This window comes from Actinomadura sp. 7K507, from assembly GCF_004348425.1.
Classification (GTDB): domain Bacteria; phylum Actinomycetota; class Actinomycetes; order Streptosporangiales; family Streptosporangiaceae; genus Spirillospora.
The window spans coordinates 21,394-45,781 of record NZ_SMKK01000044.1 but is presented as its reverse complement, the minus strand read 5'-3'; the positions used below and the strand labels follow the sequence as shown (position 1 = coordinate 45,781).

Below are 24,388 nucleotides of genomic sequence, written 5' to 3'. Positions count from 1 at the left end.
GGCCCAGGGCTCGCTCGGCGATGATGTTGCGCATGATCTCCGAACTGCCGCCGGCGATCGTGTACGCGCGTGCGTACAGGTAGGCGTCCTGCCAGCGGCCCCCGGCGACGGCGTCCGGATCGCCCTCGGTGAGGACGCCGAGGGAACCGGGCAGGGACAGGGCGTACTCCGCCATCCGCAGGTTGAGCTCACTGAACGTCAGCTTGGTGGCCGGGGCGTCGATCATCCTCGCCTTGCCCGCCCGCCACCGGGCCATGGACGTGTGGGCGAGCAGCGCGCAGGCGTCGACCTCGGCCCGGAACCTGGCGAGCCGCTGCCGCACGTCGTCCAGTTCCAGCGCGGGACGCCCGTCCACGGTGAGCCCGCGGGCCATGGCGACCAGGTCCTCCCAAGCCATCTGCAGTCCCACGACCGAGGCGCCCACGCCGTTGCGCTCCTCGGCGAGCGACGCGTTGGCGATCAGCCAGCCCTGGCCCGGCTCGCCGATCAGGGCGTCCGCGGGCAGCCGGACATCGTCGAAGAAGACCTCGTTGAAGTCGGAGGTACCGGTCAGTTCCCGTAGCGGGCGCACCTGCACTCCCGGGAGGCGCATGTCCAGGACGAAAGCGCTGATGCCCTTGTGCTTCGGTACGTCGGCATCGGTGCGGGCCAGCAGGTAGCCGTGATGCGCCCAGTGCCCGTTGGTCGTCCATACCTTCTGCCCGCTGACCACCCACTCGTCGCCGTCCCGCACCGCGGTGGTCCGCAGGGACGCCAGGTCGCTGCCCGCGTCGGGCTCGCTGAACAGCTGGCACCACAGGTCCTCGCCGGACCGGATCCGCGGGAGGAAGCGCTCCTTCTGCTCCCCCGACCCGAACTTGATCAGTGCGTGCGCGGCCAGCGAGCCGCCGCTCACGGGCATGGGCGCGCGCGCCCGCGCGACCTCCTCCCCCACCACGAACTGGCGCAGCGGGTCGTGATCGGGCGCGCCGCCGTACTCATCGGGCCAGTCGGCGCCCATGTACCCGGCCGCGTACAGCTCGGCCGTCCAGCGCTGGAGTTCCTTCAGCTCCGCGGCGTTCTCGGGGCTGCGCACCCCCGACCTGACCTTGAACCCGGGAGCGTGGGCCGCGACGAACGCGCGCACCTGCTCGCGGAACTCCTCCAGCGGCGTACCGGCACCGAACTCCACGGCGGCACTCCTTCTCCAGGTGGTTAACGAAGTTACCTTAGAACACACATGGTTTACTAGGTTATCTATTAGAGGTCCGGAGGCCGCCGCCGGAGCCGCGGTCGATATCCTTGTCCACTTGGTCAGTCATCTGCAGGGAGCGATCATCCATGGCACTGCCGGAGTCAGGGGTACGGCGCGGCGCGACCGCGGGCGCGGCGTCCGACGGCGTCCGCCCGCCCAAGACCGGCGAGCTGGTCGCGCGCCGGCTGCGGCGCCGCATCGTGGAGGGCTCCCTCACCGACGGCGACTACCTGCCCAACGAGGCCGCGCTCATGGAGCACTTCGGGGTCTCGCGTCCCACGCTCCGCGAGGCGTTCCGGGTACTGGAGTCCGAGGGCCTGATCGAGCTGCGGCGCGGCTCCCGCACCGGTGCCCGGGTGACCGTGCCCGGACCGGAGGTGGTCGCGCGGCCCGCCGGGCTGCTGCTCCAGCTGGGCGGGGCCACGCTCGGCGACGTGTACCTGGCGCGCAGCGCGATCGAACCGCCCGCGGCCCGGCTGCTCGCCCTCAGCGGTGACGAGGAGCGGTACGCGGCGCTGGAGGAGGAGATCGAGCCCGCGCGCGCCTCGGTCACCGACCACGAGCGGTTCGCGGTCGACAGCGCGCAATTCCACCTGCGGCTCGTGGAGCTGTCCGGCAGCCGGACCCTCGCGCTCATGGCGGGGATGGTGCACGAGATCATCCTGCGGCAGACCCAGGCGTCGGTGCGGGCGGGCGAGGCGACCGGCGAGCCCGGCGACTACGCCCGGGCGCTGCGCGCGTACGAGAAGCTGGCCAAGCTCGTCCGGGCCGGCGACGGACCCGCCGCCGAACGCTTCTGGCACAAGCACCTCCAGATCGCCGACCAGATGGTGCTGCGCGACCGCGAGGCCACCTCGGTCATCGACATCCTCGACTGAACCCCGCTTCAAGCCACCAGCTCCATCAGCCGGGCATAGTGGTGCCGGGGCGTGCCGCCCAGCAGCTCACCGGCCTTGACCCGCCGCAGGTAGAGATGAAGGTCGTGCTCCCAGGTGAAGCCCATCCCGCCGTGCAGTTGCAGTGCGGTACCGGCGACCCGCGAGCACGCTTCGCCCGCGATCGCCGCCGCCTCGGCGATCCTGATTCGCCGGGAACCGGGGTCCCCGGAGTCCAGGGCGCGGGCTCCGGCGCGCACGCTCGCACGAGCACGCTCGACGTCCACGGCCATGTCGGCGCAGTGGTGCTTGACCGCCTGGAAACCGCCGATCACCCGTCCGAACTGCTGCCGTTCCAGGACGTAATGGCGCGTCATCGCCAGGAGCCGGTCGGCCGCGCCGAGCGCGTCGGCGGCATGGTGCAGGGCCACCGCGCCGCCCAGCCGCTCGATCGCGTCCGGCTCGGCCTCGGTCCAGGAGCCGGCCGGCACCTGGACACCGTCCAGCACCACGGCGGCGAAGTCCCGCGTGATGTCGAGCGAGGTGCGCGCCGTACGGCCGAGCCCGTCCGCGCCGGCGGCGGCCAGGGCGAGCACCGGCGCCCCGCCGGTCCCGGTCGCGACGACCAGCAGGCCGCCGGCGTCGAGCGCGCCGGCCGCGATGGCCGCCCGCCCGTCCAGGACCAGCGCGCCGTCCGGACCGGCGGAAGCCCTGATCGGGGCCTCCCCTGGCTCGGGCAGAACGGGCACCATCAGCGCCGATCCCGCCGCGACCCGGCCGGCCGCGTCACCGCCGATCCCGGCGTCGTCGAGCGCGCGGACCGCCAGCGCGGACTGGCCGAGCGGCAGCGGGGACGCCGCGTATCCCAGTTCCTCGACTACCAGCGCGAGATCGGTATGTGTGCCGCCCTCCGCGTCACGCAGGAGCCCCACCAGGCCGAGCTCCGCCGCGGCCTGGAAGTCCTCGGGACGTGACACCGGCCCGCCGTCCCGGTCGGCGCGCGCGGCGGCCAGGTCGGTGTGCCCGGCCAGCCAGTCGCGGACCGTCTCGGCGAGCGCCTCCTGCTCCTCGCTGATCAGGAGGTCCATTCGCGCACTTCCTTCCTCAGTTCGTGCTTGCGTACTTTGCCCGACGCGGTACGGGGCAGCGCGTCCACGATGACCAGGCGTTCGGGGGTCTTCAGCCTGGCTGCCCCCAGCGCCGCGAAATGGCCGCGCACACCGTCGAGGTCGAGCTTCGCCCCGTCCCGCAGCACGGCGAACGCGCAGACCCGTTCGCCGTAGCGCTCGTCCGGCTCGGCCACGGCGACCGCCTCGGCCACGGCCGGATGCGCGGCCAGCAGGTCCTCGACCTCCTTGGAGGAGATCTTCTCCCCGCCGCGCACGATGATGTCCTTGAGCCGGTCGGTGATGGTCAGGTGCCCGTCGCCGTCCATCCGCCCCACGTCGCCGGTGCGCAGCCAGCCGTCCGGGGTGAACGCCTGCGCGTTCAGTGCCGGGTCGCGGTATCCGGCGAAGACCTCGGGACCACGCGACCAGATCTCGCCCTCCTCCCCCACCGGGAGGTCCCTGCCGTCCAGGTCGACGATGCGTACCTGCGTGCCGGGCTTCAGCCTGCCGTCGGTGGTGGCGCGCTTGCGGCCGGGGTCGTCCGCAGCACCGGCGCTGATCGTGGGGTGCTCGCTGGACCCGTACGCGCGGTACGCGGCGATCCCGGCCCGTTCGCACCGTTCGACCAGCACGGGCGGGACGCTCGCCGCACCCACGAGATACTCCCGCAGGGTGCCGGCGCCGCGGACGCTGCGCTCGGCCGCGTCCAGCAGCCCGGCCAGGTGGAACGGGACGCCCGCCGAGGCCGTCACCCTGTGCCCGTGGATCAGATCCAGGGCGGTCTCCGGATCCCACTTCTCCATGAAGACGGTCGGCACCCCGCGCGCCAGGACCCGCAGCAGGACGCACAGGCCGGCGACATGGCCGGGCGGGAACGCGTCGAGGTAGACGTAGCCGTCTCCGTGCCCCGCCATGGTCGCCAGCTCCGCGAGGATGGAGCGGTGGGTGTGCTGGACGCCCTTCGGATCCGCGGTGGTGCCGGAGGTGTAGACGAGCACGCACACCTCGTCCGGATCGGGCGGGGCCTGCGCGCCGAGCGGCGGGTGCGCCTCCAGCGCGCTCCAGTCCTCGTCCCCGACCGCGATGACCCGCCGCAACGCGGGCAGTTCGGTACGCATGGCCCGCACCTCGTCCGCCCTTCCAGTGGAGGTGATCAGGGCGACGGCCTCCGACTGGCGGAGCACGAACCGGAGTTCCCGCACACCGTAGATCGGGACGATCGGGAGCACGACCGCGCCGCGCAGCAGCACGGCGGCATGGGCGACGGCGCTCTCCACGCATCCGGTCAGCTGGAGAGCGACGACGTCACCGGGCTCGACTCCCAGGTCCGCGAGTCCGCCCGCGACGCGCAAAGCCCGCCCGAGCAGGTCGTCCAGGCGGGTGGTCACCGTGCCGTGGGCGCCGTGGAAGACCAAGGCCGTGGAGCCGTACCGCCCTGCCGCGGCGCGAAGCGTGCCGCCGAGGTCCCTTTCTTCCATCCTGTCTCCAACATAGTTTACGAAGTAGTCTATGTTTCGCCATCACGAGCCACACACACGCGGTCGAGGAGCCCCATGTCGGACGAGGTCCTGGTCGAGCACGCCGACGGCGTCACCGTCGTCACCATCAACCGCCCCGAGGCGCGCAACGCCGTGAACCGGGCGGTGACCGACGGCGTCGCCGCCGCCCTGGAGGAGTTCGAGTCCCGCAAGGACCTGACCGTCGCCATCCTCACCGGCGCCGGCGGGACCTTCTGCTCGGGAATGGACCTCAAGGCGTTCGTGGCGGGCGAGAACGTGAGCCATCCCGAACGCGGCCTGGCCGGAATCACGCTGCGTCCCCCGCGCAAGCCGGTGATCGCCGCGGTGGAGGGGTACGCGCTGGCCGGAGGCTGCGAGATCGCGCTCGCCTGCGACCTGATCGTGGCCGCCGAGGACGCCAGGTTCGGCATCCCCGAGGTGAAGCGGGGCCTGGTGGCCGGGGCCGGCGGGCTGATCCGGCTGCCCCGCCGCGTCCCGTACGGGGTGGCGATGCGGCTGGCGCTGACCGGTGAGTTCATCACCGCCGCGGAGGCCGAGCGGCACGGCCTGGTCACCGAGATCACCGCACCCGGCAAGGCCCTGGAGGGCGCCCGCGCGCTGGCGGAGACGATCGCCGTCAACGCCCCGCTGGCCGTCGCCGCCACCAAGCAGGTGCTTGACGCCCAGGCCGACTGGGCCTCTGACGAGGCGTTCGACCGGCAGCAGGAGATCATCCGCCCGGTGTTCACCTCCGCCGACGCCCGCGAGGGCGCCACCGCGTTCGCCGAGAAGCGGCCGCCGGTCTGGCGCGGCGAGTAGCGGACCGGGTGCGTCGATGGCAGCGCCGGAGCCGGGCCAGGGCACGCGGCGCCGCCGCGTCCCGCGGCTCACGTGACGGCGCCCTCGATCTTGAGCTGGATCAGCTCGTCGTCACTCCAGCCGAGCTCGCGCAGCACCTCGTCGGTGTGTTCGGCGAACTGCGGGGCGCGGCGCAGTTCCGCCGGGGTCTCGTCGAACTGGACCGGGTTGGCGACCATTTCTCGCTGAACGCCGTCGGTGTCCTCCAGCGGCGCGATGAGATCGTTGGCTCGCAGCGACGGGTCCTGCGCCACGTCCCAGGGCTCCTGGACCAGTGCCCATTGCCCGTCGCCCCCCTTGAGCAGCTCGACCCATTCGGCGTGGTCGCGGCCGGCGATGATCCCGGCCACGATCTCGCTCGCCTCGGCGGCGTTCTTCATGATGTTCTCGACCCCGTCGAAGCGTTCGTCGGTGATCAGGTCCTCGCGGCCCGCGATCGCGCAGAACTCCGGCCAGTACCGGCCGGGCTGCAGCATCGCGAGCTCCAGCCAGCGCCCGTCGGCGGTGCGGTAGGCGCCGATCAGCGGATTGGTCGCCGAACCGTGCTTGGGCTGCTCGGGCCGGGGCAGCGGCCCGCCCATCGCGAGGGCCATGTTGACCGAGAACTGGGTGGCCCACGCACCGACGCCGAGCAGCGACACGTCCACCACGGACGGCTCACCGGTGGTCTTACGGGAGTACAGGGCGGCCGCGATCCCGCCCGCGATGGTCATGCCGCCGATGGAGTCGCCGTAGGCGCCCGCGGGCATGCGCATCATCGACTCCGAGCTCGGCGGGGTGACGCCGGCGGCGCTGCCTCCCCGGGCCCAGAAAGCGGTGCTGTCGTACCCGCCCTTGTCCGCCTCGTCGCCGCGCTGGCCGAAGCCGCTGCCACGGACGTAGACGATGTCGGGGTTGATCGCCCGGATGTCCTCGACGTCGATGCCCAGCCTGGCGCGCGCACCCGGCAGGAAGTTGGTCAGGAACACGTCGCTCTCGCGGACGAGGCGCTCCAGCACCGGCCGCGCCGCCGGGTTCTCCAGGGCGAGGCCGACGCTGCGCTTGCCCCGGTTCGGGCCCTCCATGATCGGGAAGAACGAGCTGCCCCCGCTCAGGGCGTCGAGCCCGAGCACCCGGATCAGGCCGCGCTGCGCGTCACCCCGCTCGGCGTGCTCGATCTTGATGATGTCGGCCCCCCAGTCCGCCAGCACCGCGCCCGCGGCCGGCACGAAGGTGAACTGGGCGACCTCCAGGACGCGCACGCCCTCCATCGGTCGGTGCATGGGTTACCACCTTAGCCCTATTGTGTGCACTCATAGACCCGTGGGCTGGAGAGTAGCAACTTACCGGCGTCCATGGAAGGCTAATTGAGACTACCCAAATCGCGACTGCGGTCGTACGATCCAGGGCATCGCATCGACGCGCACCGAGGAGCCGAGATGGCCGCAGACCCCACCCCACAGACCTGCCCCGTCGAGGACTACACGAGCCAGGGCACGGGACCGGCACTGACGTTCTTCCAGCGGATGGACGGCTACCAGGACCGCACCCGCCCGGTGATGCGCTCCGAGGAGGCCGGCGGCTACTGGGTCTTCACCGACCACGACGCCATCCATGACGGGCTCCAGCGGAGCGATCTGTGGTCCAGTTCGGTCGTCGTGCCGACCGACCCCAATCCGCCCTACAAGCTGATCCCGCTGATGCTCGACCCGCCGGAGCACACCCCCTGGCGGCAACTGCTCCGCGGCTACTTCTCCCCGAAGCGCGTGCGGAGCATGGCCGATGATCAGCGGCGGCTGGCCGGAGAGATCATCGATGGGTTTGCGGCCCAGGGCGAATGCGACTTCGTGGACACCATCGCGCGCACCTTCCCATCCACGATCTTCCTCCAGATCATGGGGATGCCGCTGTCGAAGCTCCCGGAGTTCCTGGAGTGGGAGGGCATGATCCTGCACTCCGGGGGCGACAGGGAGAAGACCGGAGCCGGCACCGGCCTGGTGATCGAGTACTTCGCCGGCCTGATCGCCGAGCGCAGGGCCGATCCCGACCCCGACGCCACCGACATCGTCAGCACCGCGCTCACGTGGGAGATCGACGGCGAGCCCATCAACGACGGCGACCTGCTGAACTGCATGCTCCTGCTGTTCATGGCGGGCCTCGACACGGTGACCAGCCAGGCGTCCTACGCGTTCCTGCACCTGGCCACCCATCCCGAGGACCGCAAGCGGATCGCGGACGACCCCGATCTCATCCCGATCGCGGTCGAGGAGATCCTGCGCGCCTACCCGATCGTGCAGACCGCACGCAAGGCCGTCCAGGACACCGAGTTCCACGGCTGCCCGGTCAAGGCGGGCGACATGGCGGTCTTCCCGCTGTCGGCGGCGGGCCGCGACGAGTCCGTCCACCCTGACGCCCGGCGCGTGAACCTGGACCGCGGTACCACCAAGCACATCTCCTTCGGCGGCGGGCCGCACCGCTGCCTGGGATCGCACCTGGCCCGCCAGGAGCTGGTCGTGCTGCTGAGCGAATGGCACCGGCGCATCCCCGACTACGAGCTGGCCGAGCAGCCGACCGAGCACTCCGGCGGCGTGTGGGCCCTGAACGAGCTGAAGCTGCGCTGGGACGTGTGACCACGGCGGCACCTACAAGGAGACGACTCATGAGCGAAGTGCCGACCCATCGGCTCTACATCGACGGTGAATGGACCGACAGCACCGGCGACGCGTGGATCGAGGTAGTGAACCCGGCGACGGAGGAGGCCATCGGCCTCATCCCCGAGGCGACGAAAGAGGACGTCGTACGGGCGGTGCGGGCCGCGCGGCACGCGTTCGACGAGGGCCCGTGGCCCTCGATGCCCGTGCGCGAGCGGGCCCGGATCATGCTCCGCATGGCGGAGATCATGGAGCGGCGCACGCCCGAGCTCGTCGATCTCAACATCGCCGACGCCGGGACGATCCGGCTGCTGGCCGAGATGCTCCAGATCGGCGTCCCCGTCGCGCACTTCCGGGACATGGCCGAGCGGATCATGCCGGCGTTCGCGTGGGAGCGGCCGATGCCGCCGACCGTCGTTCCCGGGCTGGGCATCGGGCAGGGGGTCCTGCGGCGCGAGCCGTTCGGTGTCGCCGCGCTCATCCCGGCGTACAACTTCCCGTTCTTCCTGAGCGTCATGAAGCTCGCGCCCGCGCTGGCCGCCGGCTGCACGACGGTGCTCAAGCCCGCGCCCGCCGCTCCGCTGGAGGCGCTGCTCCTCGCCGAGATCGCCGAGGAGGCGGGACTTCCCGCGGGCGTGCTCAACATCATCACGGGCGACATCGAGGCCGGGCGCGAGCTCACCACCAACCCGATGGTGGACCTGGTCAGCTTCACCGGCTCCGACAGCGTCGGCCGGCAGGTGTACGAGCAGGCCGCCGGCGGCATCAAGAAGGTCGTGCTCGAACTGGGCGGCAAGTCGGCGAGCATCGTCTGCGAGGACGCGAACCTGGACAAGGTCCTGGGCGAGATGCTGGCCGGGATCACCGTCAACACCGGCCAGGGCTGCTCGCTGTTCACCCGCACGCTGGTGCACCGCTCCCGGTACGACGAGCTGGTCGAGAAGGCCGTCGCCGCGCTGGAGCACATCACGGTGGGCGACCCGGCCGACCCCGGCACCGCGATGGGGCCGCTGATCAGCGCGGCGCAGCGCGACAAGGTCGAGAAGCTCGTCCGGACCGGCGAGGAGGAGGGCGCGCGGATCGTGTTCGGCGGGCGCCGTCCCCCCGCCCTGAGCCGGGGCTACTTCTTCGAGCCCACGCTGTTCACCGAGGTCGACAACGCCATGACGATCGCGCGGACCGAGTTCTTCGGGCCGGTCGGTGCCGTCATCGCCTTCGACGACGACGACGAGGCCGTGCGGCTCGCCAACGACAACCCCTACGGGCTGGCCGGTTCGGTATGGGCGGCCGACCCCATCCGGGCGCACGGGATCGCGACCCGCGTCCGGGCAGGCATGGTCATGGTGAACGGCGGTGGCGGCGGAGTCACGCCGCACGCGGCCTTCGGCGGCTACAAGCAGAGCGGTCTCGGCCGGGAGTGGGGCGAGCACGGCCTCGACGAGTTCCTGCAGACCAAGAGCATCACCTGGCCGGTGGCGTCCGGCTGACCGGCCACCAGTGATCTCACCCGAATGAACGAGGAGGTAGCGGCCATGGGCCGTGTACAGGACAAGGTCGTGTTCATCACCGGGGTCGCCAGGGGGCAGGGCCGCGCGCACGCGCTCCGGCTCGCCGAGGAGGGCGCCGACATCATCGGGGTGGACCTCTGCGCGGACATCGCCACCAACGGCTACGCGCTCGCCACCCGCGAGGACCTCGACGAGACCGTCCGCCAGGTGGAGAAGCTGGGCCGCCGCATCGTCGCCCGGCAGGCCGACGTGCGCGAGCCCGGCGAGCTCAGGGAGGCGGTCGCCGCCGGCGCCGCCGAACTCGGCGGGCTGGACGCCGTCGTCGCGCAGGCCGGTATCTGCCCGCTGGGCACCCAGGACCCGCAGGCGTTCCTGGACGCCGTGACGGTCGACTTCAACGGCGTCGTGCACGCCGTCCAGGCGGCGCTTCCGCACCTGCGCGACGGCGGTTCGATCGTCGCCACCGGGTCCGTCGCGGGCCTGCTGCCGGGCGGTACCGACAACCCGGCCAACGGCTTCGGCGGGATGGGCTACGCGTTCGCCAAGCGGGCCGTCGCCTCGTTCGTCCACGACCTGGCGGCGACGATGGCGCCGCGCAGCATCCGCGCCAACGCCGTGCATCCGACGAACACCAACACCGCCATGCTCAACAGCGACCCGATGTACCGGGTGTTCCGCCCGGACCTGGAGAGCCCCACCCGCGAAGACGTCCTGCTCGCCTTCCCGGCGCTGAACGCGATGCCGGTCGGGTTCGTGGAGCCCGAGGACATCGCCTCCCTGGTCCTGTTCCTGGTCTCCGACGAGTCCCGGTTCATGACCGGCTTGCAGTTGCGGGTGGACGCGGGCGCCTACGTCAAGAACCGCCCGCAGCAGCCACCGGCTCTCTGAGCCCTTCCCGTAGGAGTCACCAATGCCTCTGCAGCCTTGGATGAAACTGCTGTCCGTCGACGACCACCTGATCGAACCTCCGCACGTGTGGTCGGACCGCCTGCCGGCCAAGTTCCGCGAAGCCGGGCCGGTGATCGTCGACCAGCCCCGCCCGAACGGCGGGCCGCCCTCGGAGGTGTGGCGGTACGAAGACCGGATCTACCCCAACATCGGCCTCAACGCAGTCGCGGGCAAGAGCCCCGAAGAGTTCGGAATCGATCCGACCCGCTACGACGAGATGATCCCCGGCTGCTACGACCCGCGGGCGCGGCTGGCGGACATGGACATCGACGATGTGTGGGGAGCCATGTGCTTCCCGTCCTTCCCCCGGTTCGCCGGCACCGTGTTCCTCGAAGGGCAGGATCGCGAGCTGGCGCACCTGTGCGTGCGGGCGTGGAACGACTACATCCTTGACGAGTGGTGCGCCACCGCGCCCGACCGCTTCATCCCGCTGATCATCCTGCCGCTGTGGGACGTGGACCTGAGCGTGGCCGAGATCGAGCGGTGCGCCGCCAAGGGCGCCAAGGCCATCGCGTTCCCGGAGAACCCCGTCCCGCTGGGGCTCCCCTCCTTCCACACCGACCACTGGGACCCGGTCCTGTCGGCCGCCGAGGAGACCGGCATGCCGCTGGCCATGCATTTCGGCACCTCGGGGCAGGCGCCCATCACCGCGCCCGAGGCGCCGATGGCCGTGATGATCGCGCTGTTCGGCTGCAACTCGATGTACGCCACCGCCGACCTGCTGTTCTCACCGGTCTTCCACAAGCATCCGCGGCTGAAGGTCGGCCTGTCGGAAGGCGGCATCGGCTGGATCCCCTACCTGCTCGAACGCATCGACGGGACCTGGGAGCGGCACCGCTTCTACCAGAACCTCAACCAGGACGTCCGTCCCTCGGAGCTGTTCGCCAGAAATATGCACGGGTGCTTCATCGACGACTCCTTCGGCATCGAGGCGCGCCACACGATCGGCGTCGACAACATCACCTGGGAGTGCGACTACCCGCACTCCGACTCCTACTGGCCCAAGAGCCGCGCCGTCGCCGCCGAGCGGCTGGCGGACGTCCCGGACGACGAGGTCCACAAGATCGTGGAGCTGAACACCCGCCGGCTCTACAACTTCGGCGTGTGAAGGCCGGGAGATGAGCGAGAAGCCGGAGTCTGAGCGTTCCGACTGGACGGACCAGGACCTGCTCACCCGCCGGGAGGCGGGTGAGCGGGTCCGCGCCGAGATGGCCGAGACCCAGGCGCGGCTGGAGGCGACCGACCCGTCGCAGGCCGACGAGCGGGCGGCTCTGGAGCGGCGCCTCGCCGCGTTGCGCTCTCATGCCGCCGCCGCGCCCGCTGACCCGTCCGGCGCCTGAGGCGACCGGACGGGTCCCGGACGGGCTACCGCTTCACCTTCTCGTCGAGCAGCGTGCCGCAGGCCGGCTTGGCCTTGGGGTCCGGCACGAACCTCTTACCGCGCAGGGTCGTGACGTAGAAGCAGTTGCCGGCCCCGTGGCTGCCGGCGACGGTGCCGTACTGGGAGAAGTCGATCGGCTTGGGGTGCAGGCCCCCCGCGTCCCAGTCCTTGCTCTTGCGGAGCGCGTCGATGAGCTGTTCCTGGGTCGCGTCGCAGCCCGCCTTCTTCAGCCCGTGCAGCAGCAGGTCGGTGGTCTGCCATCCGAGGGACTGGGAGAAGCTGGGGAGGCTGCTCGTCGACCCGGCGTGCTTCTGGAGGCCCTCCGACATCGCCTTGCCCCCGGCGGTGGGCACCTCGACCGGTGCCGCGGGCGACACGAAGTTGAGCCCCTGGGCGGCCTGCACGGCAGGCTCGGACTTCAGCAGGTCGGCACCGTAGCCGGTGGCCAGCAGCACGGACTTCATCTCGACGCCCGCCCGCTTGAGCCCTCCCGCGATGGCGAAGGCGGTCTCGGGCGTGACGGGGAGGTACAGCACGTCGGCACCGGAGTTCTTGATGCCGAGGACGATGGAGCCGACGTCCTTGCTGCCGAAGGGCACCTTGACGTTGACGTAGCCGCGCTTCAGCCCCGCGTGCTCGGCGGACTGGACGCTGGCCAGGGCGGCCCCGGACGAACTGGCCGTATCGAAGCTCACCGTGGCCGCCTTGGTGCCGCCGAGGCTCTTCCAGTAGTCGCCCATCGTCGAGGCGACCTTCTCGTAGTCGGTGCTGCCGAGGGCGTTGAACAGGTTCCGGTAGTCCTCGTTCAGCCACTGCTTGCCGCCGTCGAAGCCCGCTCCGACGAACGGCGTCTCCTTGGCCTGCGTGCCGGCGTACTGACCCGCGCCGAAGAAGAACGAGCTGTTGGGCAGGACCGCGAATACCTTGTCCTGCCGGACGAGCTTCTGGGTGGCCGACAGGGCGCCCTGCGGCGTGGAGGTGTCGTCGGCCATCACGACCTCGAAGTCGCGTTCGCAGGCGCCGGGCTCCTCCTTGTACGCGGCGAGGCGCGCCTTGACCCCGTCCTGGATGCCGGTGAACCCGGCGCTCGCCGAACCGCTCAGCGAGGTCAGGACCCCGATCTTCGCGCTGGACGTGTCGGCCCCCGACTCCCCGCCGCACGCCGCCGCGGCGAGCAGGAGGACGCCGGCGGCGCCGACGGCGGTGAGGGGCGTGGCGAGAGGTGTCTTCCTCGGCGCGGGTCTTGGCATGGGTTCTCCCCTTTCGGTCGTGACACCGGCCGGCCGTGCGGTACCGCACGGCCGCGGCCGGGTTCACCGAGCCAACTAACCTAGCTAGCTAAGTAAACTTAATGGTCACAATTAAGGCGAGAGCCGTAACACAAGCGTTATCCAAGTTTCGGCCGAGGATTGAGACATGACATGTGAAGTGCGATCCAACAAGAGTTGACAACCAAGATGTCTTGACGCACTTGGATAACTAAGTGCACTGTATGTGGGTCCGCGTGAAGCCCATCACAGCCGTAGCCCCTGGACGGTGTCCGTGCTGCAGTACGTCCTCGCCGGTCTGGCGCTGGGCGCGATCTACGCGATCGCCTCGGCGTCGCTCGTCGTGACCTACGTCTCCTCCGGCGTCTTCAACTTCGCCTTCGGGGCGATGGCCTTCGCGGTCGCCCGGTTCTACTACTTCCTGCACACCGAGAACGGGTGGCCGATCGTGGCCGCGGCGGCGGTGTCACTGGGAATCTTCGCGCCGCTGCTCGGCGCCCTGCTCTACGGGCTGCTGTTCCGCCATCTGCGGCTGCGGCCACCGCTGATCAAGGTCGTCGCCACGATCGGCGTATCGGTGGCGCTGCCGCCGGCCGTCGACCTGATCTTCGGGAAGCTCGCCAACACGACCGCTCCGGGGCTGGCCCCCGTCCCGCTGAAGGTGTTCCACCCGTTCGGCGCCACCATGACGATGGACCAGGTCGTCAACTACCTCGGCCTGGCGGTCGTGCTCGTCGCGGGCGTCGCGGTGCTGAGGTTCACCGATGCCGGGCTCAAGATCCGCGCACTGGTCGACTCCGCCGCCCTGAGCGGCCTGTCCGGGGTGAACGCGTCACGGGTATCGCTCGGGGTGTGGGCCGCGACCACGACGCTGGCCGGGCTCGCCGGGATCCTGGTCGCCCCCACCGCCGGCCTGTCGACCGACGGGATGACCTACCTCATGGCCGCCGCGTTCGCGGCCGTCATCGCGGCGCGGCTGACGAGTCTGCCCATCGCCGTGCTCGCCGCCCTGGCCATGGGCGTGGTCACCACCGTGAGCCAGCGCTACCTGGACCCGGAGAGCGCGCTTTCGGCGCAGATCGTGCCGAGCATCCCGTTCGGGTTCATGCTGCTGTTCCTGCTCTACTACGCGCTGCGCGGGCGGGCCGGGGACGGTCCCGCGGGCGGGGCGCTGGACCGGGCGATCCGGGTGGAGGACGTCGGCGCGGGAGGCGCCGCTCCCCGTCCCGGCCTGCGCTCGCCCTCGACGGCGGCGGCCGTCGCCGCCCTGGTCGTCGTCGCGGCGCTTCCCCTCGTCCTGGACGAGTACTGGGCCGGGCTCGCCGTCACCGGGCTGGCGCTGAGCCTCGTCCTGCTGTCGTACACGCTCGTCACGGGGGAAGGCGGGATGATCTGGCTCTGCCAGATCACCTTCGCGGGACTGGGGGCGCTCGTCTCGGCGGAGCTGGCGACCTCGTACGGCTGGCCGCCGCTGGTGGCCGTCGTCGTCGGTGCGCTGCCGGTCGTCGTGCTGGGCGTCGCCATCGGGCTGCTCACCATCCGGCTCGGCGACCTGTACGTGGCGCTGGTGACGCTGACCTTCGGCCTGCTGGTCCAGACCCTGGTGTTCACGCGCGACCGTTTCGACAACTACGGGCAGGGCGTGCCGATGCCCCGTCCCGGCTTCGCCGAGGACAACCGCGTGTTCGCCTACCTGACGCTGGGCGCGTTCATCGTGCTCGCGCTGCTGCTCATCAACTTCCGCCGTTCGACCGGAGGGCTGGCGATGAGCGCGGTGCGCTGGAGCGAGGACGGCTCCCGCACCGTGGGCCTGAGCATCGTCCGGACCAAGCTGCTGGTGTCGGCGATCGCGACCTACATCGCCGCCGTCGGCGGCGGTTTCCTGGCCATGGACTCCCAGGCCGCCCTGCTGGACTCCTACGGCGTCTTCGGCGGGCTGGTCTGGCTCGCCGTCCTGGTGACGATCGGCTCCCGCTCCCCCGCCGCGGCGCTGGTGGCGAGCCTGAGCTTCCACCTCCTGCCAGGGGTCTTCCACACCTACCTGCCCATCAGCTGGGCCGAGGTTCCGGTGCTGCTGTTCGGGTTCGGCGCGATCATGGTCGCCAAGGACCCGGACGGGATTCTCGCGATGCACGCACGGCAGCTGCGCGGCGTCCTGGACCGCCGGGCGCGCGGGCCCGCGGTCGCCGCCGCACCCGGCCCCGCGGGTGGCCTTGCGGGCACCCCGGAGCCTTCACCCGAATCCGAACCGACCGGCGGGGAGCGCGTATGAGCACGGTGGCCACCGATTCCGCCGCGGCGACCGCCCGGCTGGAGGCGTCCGGGGTCACGGTCCGCTTCGGCGGGCTCGTCGCCCTGGACTGCGTGGACCTGGCGGTCCCGCCCGGCGCCATGGTCGGGCTCGTCGGCCCGAACGGCGCGGGCAAGAGCACCCTGTTCGCCGTTCTGTCGGGCCTGCTCAAACCGAACGCCGGGCGGGTGCGGATGGGCGGCGCGGACGTCACCCGCGCCTCGCCCATGGAACGGGCCCGGCGCGGCCTGGCGCGGACCTTCCAGCGGCCCGAACTGTTCTCCGACCTGACCGTCCGCGAGCATGTCGTGCTGGCCGACCGCGTCCGCCACCGCGGCGGCCGGATCCTGCGCGACCTGGTGACGGGCGGGGGCTTCCGGCGACCGGGCGCGGACGAGGACGAGCGCGTCGACGCGGTCCTGGAAGCCCTGCACCTGGAAGACCTCCGGGACCGCCAGGTGTCGGGGCTGCCCCTCGGCGCGTCCCGGCTGGTCGAGATCGCCCGGGCGCTGGCCACCGGTCCCGAGGTCCTGCTTCTGGACGAGCCCTCGTCCGGGCTGGACGGCCGCGAGACCGAGGAACTGGCGGCAACGCTCGCGCGCCTCAACGCCGACCGCGGCGTCTCGCTGCTGCTCGTCGAGCACGACGTGGAGATGGTGCTGGGGATGTGCGGAACGGTGTACGTCCTCGACTTCGGCGCCATGATCCGGTCGGGCCCGCCCGAGGAGATCCGCTCCGATCCGGCCGTGCGCGCCGCTTACCTCGGGACCGAGCAGCCGTCCTCCCCCAGCGCCACCCCGGACACCGCCCCGGACGAGGAGAGCCGTTGAGCACCAGCACGCCCCTGCTGTCGGTACAGGACCTCCAAGTCCACTACGGGCCCGCGCTCGCACTGTCCGGGGTGTCCTTCGACGTCCCCGCCAAGGGCGCCGTGGCGGTTCTCGGCGCGAACGGCGCCGGGAAGAGCACGCTCGCCCGTGCGCTCAGCGGCCTGGTGCCGCCGAGCGCGGGCCGGGTCGCCTTCGCCGGACGGGACATCACGTCCGCGTCGCCCGACGCGATCCGGCGGTCCGGCCTGGTGCACCTGCCCGAGGGCCGGGGCGTCTTCCCCGGCCTGACCGTGCACGAGAACCTCCGGATGGCGCTGACCGCGGCCGGCGCGGAGCGCGAGGGCGCGATCGACCGCGCGTTCACGATCTTCCCGGTGCTGGGCGAACGGCGGCGGCAGCGGGCCGGCACGCTCTCCGGCGGCGAGCAGCAGATGCTCAGCCTGGCCCGCGCCCTCATGATCACGCCACGGCTGCTGATCGCCGACGAGCTCTCCCTGGGCCTCGCCCCCAAGCTGGTGGACGTGGTGTTCGAGAGCCTGGAGCGCGCGCGGGCGGCGGGCGTCGCGATCATCATGATCGAGCAGTTCGCGCACCGGGCGCTGGAGTTCGCCGACCGCTGCCTGGTCCTGCAGCGAGGGGGCGTCGCGTGGTCGGGGCCGGCGGACGCGGCCGGCGACGAGGTGCTGCGGCACTACCTCGGGGAGGCCGCCACCGCCTGACGGTCACTAAAATGGTCGCAATCGACCACCCGTGAGGAGTTCACACTCCATGGCGACGCCCGCTGTGAACGTCCCGCCGACCGGCGGCGCCGACGCCGCCCCAACTGCCCCCGCCGTCCCGCCGGACGTCCCGGACGGCGTGCGCGCGGGGACCCTGGGCGCACGGGTGGCCCAGCGGATCGAGGACGAGATCGTCCGGTCGGGCTGGCCGGTCGGCCGCAACCTCGGCTCGGAGCAGGACCTGCAGGACCGCCATGGCGTGAGCAAGTCCGTGCTGCGCGAGGCGGTCCGGCTCGTCGAGCACCACGGCGTCGCCCGGATGCGGCGCGGCCCCGGCGGCGGCCTGTTCGTCACCGCGCCGGACGTGGCGCCCGCCGCCCGCGCGATGGTCACCTACCTGGACTATGTCGGCACGACGGTCGACGACCTCATCGACGTCCGGCTGCTGCTGGAGCCCCGCGCCGTCATGCTGGCCTCCGCGCGGCTCACCGAGGACGGCGTCCGGCTGCTGCGGAGCGTGCTGGAGCAGGAGCACCGGCGGCGCGCCGAGCCCGGCATCTGGTCCCAGGACCCGGTGCACACCGCGCTCTGCGAGCTGTCGGGTAATCCGGCGCTGCTCGTCTTCACCGAGGTCCTCACCCGGCTCACCGACCGTTACGCGCACACGGCGCGGCGCAAGTCGAAGGCCGAGGCGGTGCGCAACAAGGAGATGGCGGGCCGCAGCCACGCCGCCATCGTCGAGGCGGTCATCGCCGGCGACACGGCGCAGGCCCACGCCGTGCTCACCGAGCATCTGCGCGATGCCGCCGGATGGCTGAAGCAAAACCGTCCCGGCGCGGACGGCCCGGTCGCATGGCAGCTGCTGGAGGCCCCGGGCGCCAAGCTCAGCGAGCTGATCGCCGCCCGGATCCAGGACACGATCGCCGCCGGCGGCTGGCCGGTCGGGACACTGCTCGGCTCCGAGGCCGACCTGCTGGAGCGGTACGACATCAGCCGCGCGGTGCTGCGCGAGGCCGTCCGGCTACTGGAGCACCACGGCGTCGCCCGGATGCGGCGCGGCCCCGGCGGCGGCCTGCTGGTCACCGCGCCGGACCCGGCCGCCAGCATCGACTCCATGGCCCTCTACCTCGGCCACCGGCGCGCCACGGCGGGGCACCTGCGCGCGGTCCGTGAGGCGTTCGAGCTGGGCGCGCTGGGCCCGGTCACGGCGCGGCGGCGGGAGCCCGGGGTTGCCGGGCGGCTGGAGGCGGCGGCGTCCGGCGGGCCCGCGGCGTCCTTCCACGACGAACTGGTCCACCTCGCCGGGAACCCTGTGCTCACGCTGTTCGTCCGGATACTCTCCGAACTGCGGCGCAGGCAGGCGGGCACCGGCGTCGCGCGGCCGCCGGAGGCGGACGCCCCGGCCGGGCGGGAGCGGGCGCACCGGGACGTGGCCGACGCGATCCTCGCGGGGGACGAGAGCCTGGCACGGCATCGCGTCCGCCGCGATCTCACCGCCTGCCACACCTGGTGACACCTCCCCTCCCGGCCGACCGTCCAGGATCGCCGACTACCTAAGATCGGAGCGTGGAAGCCACGGAAGTCAGGGATGAGCCGCCCGCGTCCGGATCGGACAGGCTGGGCACCACCGGCTCCGTGGACAAGCTCGCCTCACGGGTGGCGCAGCGGATCGAGGCCGAGGTGATCGCCCAGGGCTGGCCCGTCGGGGAGGTCCTCGACTCCGAGCCCGTGCTCCGGGAGCGCTACGGGGTGAGCCGCACCGTGCTGCGGGAGGCGGCACGGCTGCTGGAACACCATCAGGTCGCCCGGATGCGCCGCGGCCCCGGCGGCGGCCTGGTGGTCTGCGCACCGGACGCGGAACCCACGGTGGCGGCGATGGTCGTCTACATCGAGCACGTCGGCACCGATCTGCGCGACGTGCTGCACGCCCGCCGCCTCATCGAGCCGATCCTGGGCAAGCTCGCCGCGGAGCGCATCGATGAGGAAGGCATCGGGAGGCTGCGCGGGACCCACGCGGCGGAGCTGGCGCCCACGCAGGCCGGCGAGTGGGCGGGCGGACTCTTCCACAGCGTTCTGAGCGAGATGACCCGCAACCCGGTGCTCCAGGTGTTCATCGAGGTCCTGGAGCAGCTCGCCTACCGCTACGTGGCCCTGGCCAGGCCCATGCCCGCGGACGAGGTACGCCGCTTCACCAAGGCCACCCACCACCGGCACGCCGGCATCCTCGACGCCACCGTCGCCGGGGACGCGCCCCGCGCCCAGGTCGAGCTGATCAAGCACCTGGACGAGGTGTCCGAATGGTTCGGCGACGCGATCGGCGGGGCCGGGAACGGCGAAGGCCCGGCGGTCCGGCTGGCGCCCGAGCCGGTGGGCCTGGCCGCCGGTCGCACGCTGGCCGAGGTGGTCGCGATGCGCATCTACGGGGACGTCGTCCGGGAGAGCATGGCGGCCGGGACGGTCATCGGGTCCGAGTCCGAGCTGATGGAGCGGTACGAGACCAGCCGGGCCGTGCTGCGCGCGGCCGTCCGGCTGCTGGAGCACCATTCGGTCGCCACGTCCCGGCGCGGCCCCGGTGGCGGGCTCGTCGTCACCCGCCAGCAGCCGCGGGCGGCCATCGACGCCACCGCGCTGTACCTGGCCTACCGCCGCGCCGCCACCGGCGACCTGCTCGTCGTCCGCGAGGCGATCGAAGTCGGCCTGGTCGCGCAACTGGCCGCACGGCGGGAGGAACCGGACGTCGCCCGGAGCCTTGCGACCATGGGCGACCGGCTGGGACGGCCGCAGGGCGACGGGCCTGACCGGGACTTCCACGCCGACCTCACCGAACTGGCCGGCAACCCCGTCCTGACGCTCTTCCTGCGGATCATCACGGAGCTGTCAAGCCGTACCGGGGCGTCCGGCGGCTGCGGGCACCAGGCCGGCGCTCGGCATCTGGAGATCCTCGGCGCGATCCTGGACGGCGACGTCAGCCTGGCTCAGTACCGGATGAGGCGCCACCTGTCCCTCTGATCGTCCCGTTTTGAGAGCACTCAATACCGCAATAATAAGAGATACTCCGGCTTCTAGCCTTGATGTCCCGAAATTGTGAGCACTATAATCCCGTCTCATGGATCAGCCGACGGCGCGGCCCGTACCGCAGCCGACACTCGCCAGCGCGGACTTCTGGGCCGCGGGCGGGGACGGGGAACTGCGCATCGCGCGATGCGCCGACTGCTCGGCCTACACGCATCCGCCGCTGCCGCGCTGCCGGTCCTGCCGGAGCCCGGCGATGACCATGACGCCGGTCGGCGGCGGGGCCACGGTCGCCGGGTTCACCGTGAACCACCAGCAGTGGCTGCCGGGCTTCCCGCCGCCCTACGTCATCGCGATCGTCGTCCTGGACGAGGACGAAGGGGCGCGCCTCACCACCAACATCGTCAACTGCGAGCCCGGCGACGTGCACGTGGGCATGCGGGTGCGGGTGCTGTTCGAGAAGGCCGGCGAGGTCCACGTACCGCTGTTCGAGCCGGACCCGGACCGTCCCGGAGGACCCGTCCCCGGCCCGCCGGCCCGCCGCCCCGTGCCGCGTCCGATGGCCGCCCCGCGCAAGTTCGAGGACAGGGTGGCCCTGACCGGCGTCGGGCAGTCGGCGGTCGGCCGCCGCCTCATGGTCGATCCGCTGGCACTCACCGCGGACGCCTGCATGAACGCGATCGAGGACGCGGGCCTGACCCCGGACGACATCGACGGCCTGGCCACCTACCCCGGCCCGGCCCCCGGGGGCATGTCGGAGGGCGGGGTCATGGCCCTGGAGGAGGCCCTGCGGCTGCGCCCGACCTGGGTCAACGGCGGCTCGGAGACGCCCGGCCAGATCGGGTCGATCACCTCGGCGATGCTGGCCGTCGCCGCCGGGCTGTGCCGGCACGTGCTGTGCTTCCGGACGGTGTGGGAGTCGTCCCACATGGCCCTGGTCCGCTCCGGCCGGTGGCACCTCCCCGAGGGCCCGGCGACCGGCATGATGGAGTGGCGGCTGCCGTTCGGCGCGGCGTCGGCCGCGAACTGGATCGCCTGCCAGGCGTCCCACTACTTCCACCGGTACGGCGGCGACCGCAAGATGCTCGGCTGGATCGCGGTCAACACGCGGCGCAACGCCGCCCTCAACCCCGACGCCGTCTACCGCGACCCGCTGACCATGGACGACTACCTCGCGGCCCGGATGGTCTCGACCCCATTCGGGCTGTACGACTGCGACGTCCCCGTGGACGGCGCGGTCGCCGTCGTCGTGTCCGCTGCGGAGACCGCGGCGGACCGGCCGAAGCCCTCCGTGCTGGTCGAGGCGGTCGGCACCCAGATCACCGAGCGGCTGAGCTGGGACCAGGACACCCTGACCCACCTCCCGCAGTCGCTCGGCCCCTCGGCGCACCTGTGGAGCCGCACGTCGCTGCGCCCGCGCGACGTCGACGTCGCCGAACTGTACGACGGGTTCTCCTTCAACGCCCTGTCGTGGCTGGAGGCACTCGGGTTCTGCGAGTTCGGCGGCGCCCGGGACTTCATCGACGAGGGCCGCGGCATCGCGCTCGACGGACGGCTGCCGCTCAACACCCACGGCGGCCAGCTGTCCGCCGGGCGCACCCACGGCTACGGATTCGTCCGCGAGGCGATGCTGCAACTGCGGGGTGAGGCCGGGGCCAGGCAGGTGCCGGACGCCCGCGTCGCCGTCGTCAGCGCCGGCGGGGGCGTCCCGTCGGGCGCCCTGCTGCTGCGTGCGGACGGCTGAACCCGCCGCTCCCCTTGGCAAGCCACCCCCTGACGGAAGGGACCCGACCGTGATCGAGACCGAGGACCGCTTCTCGCCCGCCGACGACGACCTGCACACCCCCAGCGACGACTTCTACGAGACGGAGACCTTCTGGTACTCCTTCTTCGTCCCGGAACGCGATCTCGGCGGATGGCTGTACGCGTCGATCCGCGGGACCCCGGGGACGACGGGCGGCGGCATGTGGATGTGGGACCGTACCGGGACGGTCCCGTGGCGCGTCCCCTTCTTCCAGAGTTTCGGCCACCTCAAGATGCCGACCCCCCGCGGCCCGGGAGCCCTCGACTTCCCCACCGGCCTGTCGGTCCGGACGCTGGAGCCCGGCATGTCCTACGACCTCCGGTACGACGACCGCGACCGGGTCGAGGTGCGGTTCCGCTTCGACGCGGTCGAGGAACCGGTACCGCTGCGCCCCGGCGAACCGCCGTACCCCAAGGCGTCCCACTACGACCAGACGGGACGGATCAGCGGTCACATCCTCCTGGACGGTGAGCGGATCGACGTCGACTGCCACGCCATGCGCGACCGTTCCTGGGGGCCTCGGCACGAGCGCGGCTACCGCCGGGTCGGCTACACCTGGGCCGCGTCCCCCGATCTCAGCTTCCTGACCTACACCGCGCCCAGGGGCCCCGGCGCCGAGCACGTCTACAGCGGCTACGTGCGGCGGGACGGCCAGGTGGCACGCATCGTGGACGGCCGCCGCGAGGTCGAACGCGACCCCGCCGAGAACTGGGTGACCGCGATCTCCGTGGAGGTCCGCGACGAGCTCGGCCGCGTCACGCAGGCACGTGCGGAGGGCACGAGCAGGCTGGTCCTGCCGGGCGCCACCTCGCTGTGCCTGTGCACCTGCCTGCGTTGGACCGTGGAGGGGCAGACCCTGACCGGCGAGGACCAGGACGTCTGGCCGCTGCGGGACTGGCCCCGGCCCTGGAACGGAGGAGCGTGATGGGCACGTCCGCCTCACCCCGGAAGGAACCGGCCACCGGGCTCAGCCAGGACCTCGTCGACTGGATGGCCGGCGCCGTCCAAGGGAAGATCGTCTCCTTTGACCGGCGGCCGGGAGGGGGACGCCGCGAGGCCTGGTTCGTCGACGCGGAGAAGGCGGACGGAACGCGGCTGGAGCTGTTCCTCCGCTACGACCGAGGCAAGGGGGACGACTCCTTCACCCTTCACGACGAGGCACGCTTCTTCCTCGCCCTCCAGGACACGCCCGTCCCGGTGCCGCGCATCCACGCCGTGCACCCCACCGAGCAGGCCATCCTCGCCGAGCGGGCCCCAGGCCAGACCTGGTTCTCCCAGTTGCGGGACGAGGAGCAGCGGCTCCGCATCGCGCGCGAGTTCATGGAGATCCTCGCCGCCCTGCACGCGGTCGACCCGCGCAGGATCCTCTCCACCGCCCCGGACACGGACCTGCGCGACCTCGTGCACGCCGAGATCGACCGCTGGGAAGCGCTCTACCGGGCCTCCAGGGCTCCCGCCGACCCGCTCGTCGAGCTCGGCCTCGCCTGGGTGCGCCAGAACGTCCCCAACGCGTCCGGTCCTGTGGTGATCGTGCAGGGCGACACCGGCCCGGGCAACTTCCTCTACCAGGACGGCCGGGTCACCGCCGTGCTCGACTGGGAGCTCGCCCACCTGGGCGACCCGCACGACGACCTGGCATGGCTCACGCTCCGCGCGGTCCAGGAGCCGTTCACGCACATCCCCGACCGGCTGGCCGACTACGCGACGGCGTCCGGAAACACCGTGGACCCCGACCGCATCCGCTACTACCGCGTCCTGGCCGAACTGCGCATCCTGATCCTGGGCCACCAGGGTGCAGAACGTCCCGACCCCTTGGGGGAGGTGGGCAACGGCCTGGTGTACGGCATCCTGCACCGCCGCCTGTTCGTCGAGGCACTGGCGGACGCCACCGGCACCACCCTGGAAACCCCGGCGCCGCTGGAGGCGTCCCCCAGCGCCAACGAGCGGTACTACGACGCGGCGCTCGCCCAGATCAAGGACATCATCGTCCCGCGCAGCGAGGACCCCTTCGTCGTCCTGCGCAGCAAGGGCCTGGCGCGCATCCTGAAGTACCTCCGCGAGAGCGAGCGGCTCGCGGACGCCAAGAACCGCAGCGAACTCGACGACCTCGAATCCGTCCTCGGATCCCGCCCGGCCGACGTCGCAACGGGCCAGGCCCACCTCGCCGAAGCACTGCGCGCAGGCACGATGTCCATGGCGTCCGCACTCCCGATCCTCCACCGATGGGTGCTCCGCGAAACACAGGCGGGCCTGCCCGCCATGGGCCGCCTCGCGGCTCGCCGGTACGACCCTCTTTCCTGACTCCCGCGCGCTGGAGCCGGATGATGTTTCCCGGAAGGTCGGGAACCGGCGGCACCGGCACGGGATGGTGCTGAATGTGGACAGAGCGGTACAGCCCGACAGGGAGAGCACTGTTCTGATAC

The 24,388-nt window shown here is 71.8% G+C and carries 20 protein-coding genes; 15 read left to right on the top strand and 5 right to left on the bottom strand.

Annotated elements, in window-relative coordinates; genetic code table 11:
• A partial coding sequence (locus E1285_RS12880; RefSeq protein ID WP_132151515.1) for an acyl-CoA dehydrogenase family protein occupies positions 1-1,171 on the bottom strand: 1,171 nt, incomplete at its 3' end.
• Positions 1,172-1,320: 149 nt separating this feature from the next.
• Between E1285_RS12880 and E1285_RS12875 the strand changes: the two genes are divergently transcribed.
• Entirely contained in the window at positions 1,321-2,112 is a 792-nt protein-coding gene (locus E1285_RS12875; protein WP_132151513.1) for a GntR family transcriptional regulator, read from the top strand.
• An 8-nt stretch (positions 2,113-2,120) separates the two neighbouring features.
• On the opposite strand, the gene E1285_RS12870 is transcribed toward E1285_RS12875, so the two are convergent.
• Together E1285_RS12870 and E1285_RS12865 are read right to left on the bottom strand one after the other, a co-directional pair.
• The gene (locus E1285_RS12870) at positions 2,121-3,197 is read right to left on the bottom strand and encodes an acyl-CoA dehydrogenase family protein (RefSeq protein WP_132151511.1); all 1,077 of its coding nucleotides are present in this window, start codon (positions 3,195-3,197) and stop codon (positions 2,121-2,123) included.
• Positions 3,185-4,696: an AMP-binding protein gene (locus E1285_RS12865; protein WP_132151509.1), complete on the bottom strand. Its 1,512-nt coding sequence runs from the start codon at positions 4,694-4,696 to the stop codon at positions 3,185-3,187. The genes E1285_RS12870 and E1285_RS12865 overlap by 13 nt, the downstream gene beginning before the upstream one ends.
• Before the next feature lie 75 nt (positions 4,697-4,771).
• Between E1285_RS12865 and E1285_RS12860 the strand changes: the two genes are divergently transcribed.
• A complete protein-coding gene (locus tag E1285_RS12860; RefSeq protein WP_132151507.1) occupies positions 4,772-5,536 on the top strand; it encodes a crotonase/enoyl-CoA hydratase family protein in 765 nt (254 codons plus the stop codon).
• A gap of 68 nt (positions 5,537-5,604) precedes the next feature.
• Here E1285_RS12860 and E1285_RS12855 read toward each other — a convergent pair whose 3' ends face one another.
• Positions 5,605-6,837 (bottom strand): CoA transferase, encoded by a 1,233-nt coding sequence (locus E1285_RS12855; RefSeq protein WP_165966593.1) that lies wholly within the window; start codon positions 6,835-6,837, stop codon positions 5,605-5,607.
• Between the two features lie 156 nt (positions 6,838-6,993).
• Here E1285_RS12855 and E1285_RS12850 point away from each other — a divergent pair, with 156 nt between their 5' ends.
• The 5 genes from E1285_RS12850 to E1285_RS12830 are packed head-to-tail and all read left to right on the top strand — an operon-like array spanning position 6,994 to position 12,001.
• Positions 6,994-8,184 (top strand): cytochrome P450, encoded by a 1,191-nt coding sequence (locus E1285_RS12850; protein ID WP_132151505.1) that lies wholly within the window; start codon positions 6,994-6,996, stop codon positions 8,182-8,184.
• 29 nt (positions 8,185-8,213) lie between these two features.
• Positions 8,214-9,692, top strand: a complete 1,479-nt coding sequence (locus E1285_RS12845; RefSeq protein WP_132151503.1) for an aldehyde dehydrogenase family protein — start codon at positions 8,214-8,216, stop codon at positions 9,690-9,692.
• Positions 9,693-9,737: 45 nt separating this feature from the next.
• Positions 9,738-10,601 (top strand): mycofactocin-coupled SDR family oxidoreductase, encoded by an 864-nt coding sequence (locus E1285_RS12840; protein ID WP_132151525.1) that lies wholly within the window; start codon positions 9,738-9,740, stop codon positions 10,599-10,601.
• A 22-nt stretch (positions 10,602-10,623) separates the two neighbouring features.
• Positions 10,624-11,769: an amidohydrolase family protein gene (locus E1285_RS12835; protein ID WP_132151501.1), complete on the top strand. Its 1,146-nt coding sequence runs from the start codon at positions 10,624-10,626 to the stop codon at positions 11,767-11,769.
• 10 nt (positions 11,770-11,779) lie between these two features.
• Entirely contained in the window at positions 11,780-12,001 is a 222-nt protein-coding gene (locus E1285_RS12830) for a hypothetical protein (RefSeq protein WP_132151499.1), read from the top strand.
• 25 nt (positions 12,002-12,026) lie between these two features.
• Here the strand turns inward: E1285_RS12830 and E1285_RS12825 are convergent, their stop codons facing one another.
• Positions 12,027-13,292 carry an ABC transporter substrate-binding protein gene (locus E1285_RS12825; protein ID WP_132151497.1) on the bottom strand — a complete coding sequence of 422 codons (1,266 nt, stop codon included), beginning with the start codon at positions 13,290-13,292 and terminating at the stop codon, positions 12,027-12,029.
• Positions 13,293-13,578: 286 nt separating this feature from the next.
• On the opposite strand from E1285_RS12825, the gene E1285_RS12820 reads away from it, so the two are divergent.
• From E1285_RS12820 to E1285_RS12785, 8 genes are all read left to right on the top strand, one after another.
• Positions 13,579-15,582 carry an ABC transporter permease gene (locus E1285_RS12820; RefSeq protein WP_207946561.1) on the top strand — a complete coding sequence of 668 codons (2,004 nt, stop codon included), beginning with the start codon at positions 13,579-13,581 and terminating at the stop codon, positions 15,580-15,582.
• Positions 15,579-16,430: an ABC transporter ATP-binding protein gene (locus tag E1285_RS12815; RefSeq protein ID WP_132151495.1), complete on the top strand. Its 852-nt coding sequence runs from the start codon at positions 15,579-15,581 to the stop codon at positions 16,428-16,430. Before E1285_RS12820 ends, E1285_RS12815 begins: the two co-directional genes overlap by 4 nt.
• Positions 16,427-17,149, top strand: coding sequence for an ABC transporter ATP-binding protein (locus E1285_RS12810; RefSeq protein WP_132151493.1), 723 nt, complete (start codon positions 16,427-16,429; stop codon positions 17,147-17,149). The genes E1285_RS12815 and E1285_RS12810 overlap by 4 nt, the downstream gene beginning before the upstream one ends.
• Positions 17,150-17,198: 49 nt before the next feature.
• Complete coding sequence (locus E1285_RS12805; RefSeq protein ID WP_132151491.1) at positions 17,199-18,662, top strand: FCD domain-containing protein; 1,464 nt, start codon at positions 17,199-17,201, stop codon at positions 18,660-18,662.
• Between the two features lie 53 nt (positions 18,663-18,715).
• Positions 18,716-20,158, top strand: coding sequence for an FCD domain-containing protein (locus E1285_RS12800; RefSeq protein ID WP_207946560.1), 1,443 nt, complete (start codon positions 18,716-18,718; stop codon positions 20,156-20,158).
• A gap of 97 nt (positions 20,159-20,255) precedes the next feature.
• The gene (locus E1285_RS12795) at positions 20,256-21,905 is read left to right on the top strand and encodes an OB-fold domain-containing protein (protein WP_132151489.1); all 1,650 of its coding nucleotides are present in this window, start codon (positions 20,256-20,258) and stop codon (positions 21,903-21,905) included.
• Positions 21,906-21,954: 49 nt separating this feature from the next.
• On the top strand, positions 21,955-22,890 hold the full coding sequence (locus E1285_RS12790; RefSeq protein WP_132151487.1) for a hypothetical protein: 936 nt from the start codon (positions 21,955-21,957) through the stop codon (positions 22,888-22,890).
• Entirely contained in the window at positions 22,890-24,266 is a 1,377-nt protein-coding gene (locus E1285_RS12785) for a phosphotransferase family protein (RefSeq protein ID WP_132151485.1), read from the top strand. Before E1285_RS12790 ends, E1285_RS12785 begins: the two co-directional genes overlap by 1 nt.
• Positions 24,267-24,388 lie beyond the last annotated feature (122 nt).

Bases quoted from the DNA above. Each gene is read 5' to 3' on its own strand.
- E1285_RS12875 (WP_132151513.1), top strand. From the start codon at position 1,321: ATGGCACTGCCGGAGTCAGGGGTACGGCGCGGCGCGACCGCGGGCGCG.
- E1285_RS12870 (WP_132151511.1), bottom strand. From the start codon at position 3,197: ATGGACCTCCTGATCAGCGAGGAGCAGGAGGCGCTCGCCGAGACGGTC.
- E1285_RS12865 (WP_132151509.1), bottom strand. From the start codon at position 4,696: ATGGAAGAAAGGGACCTCGGCGGCACGCTTCGCGCCGCGGCAGGGCGG.
- E1285_RS12860 (WP_132151507.1), top strand. From the start codon at position 4,772: ATGTCGGACGAGGTCCTGGTCGAGCACGCCGACGGCGTCACCGTCGTC.
- E1285_RS12855 (WP_165966593.1), bottom strand. From the start codon at position 6,837: ATGCACCGACCGATGGAGGGCGTGCGCGTCCTGGAGGTCGCCCAGTTC.
- E1285_RS12850 (WP_132151505.1), top strand. From the start codon at position 6,994: ATGGCCGCAGACCCCACCCCACAGACCTGCCCCGTCGAGGACTACACG.
- E1285_RS12845 (WP_132151503.1), top strand. From the start codon at position 8,214: ATGAGCGAAGTGCCGACCCATCGGCTCTACATCGACGGTGAATGGACC.
- E1285_RS12840 (WP_132151525.1), top strand. From the start codon at position 9,738: ATGGGCCGTGTACAGGACAAGGTCGTGTTCATCACCGGGGTCGCCAGG.
- E1285_RS12835 (WP_132151501.1), top strand. From the start codon at position 10,624: ATGCCTCTGCAGCCTTGGATGAAACTGCTGTCCGTCGACGACCACCTG.
- E1285_RS12830 (WP_132151499.1), top strand. From the start codon at position 11,780: ATGAGCGAGAAGCCGGAGTCTGAGCGTTCCGACTGGACGGACCAGGAC.
- E1285_RS12825 (WP_132151497.1), bottom strand. From the start codon at position 13,292: ATGCCAAGACCCGCGCCGAGGAAGACACCTCTCGCCACGCCCCTCACC.
- E1285_RS12815 (WP_132151495.1), top strand. From the start codon at position 15,579: ATGAGCACGGTGGCCACCGATTCCGCCGCGGCGACCGCCCGGCTGGAG.
- E1285_RS12805 (WP_132151491.1), top strand. From the start codon at position 17,199: ATGGCGACGCCCGCTGTGAACGTCCCGCCGACCGGCGGCGCCGACGCC.
- E1285_RS12795 (WP_132151489.1), top strand. From the start codon at position 20,256: ATGGATCAGCCGACGGCGCGGCCCGTACCGCAGCCGACACTCGCCAGC.
- E1285_RS12785 (WP_132151485.1), top strand. From the start codon at position 22,890: ATGGGCACGTCCGCCTCACCCCGGAAGGAACCGGCCACCGGGCTCAGC.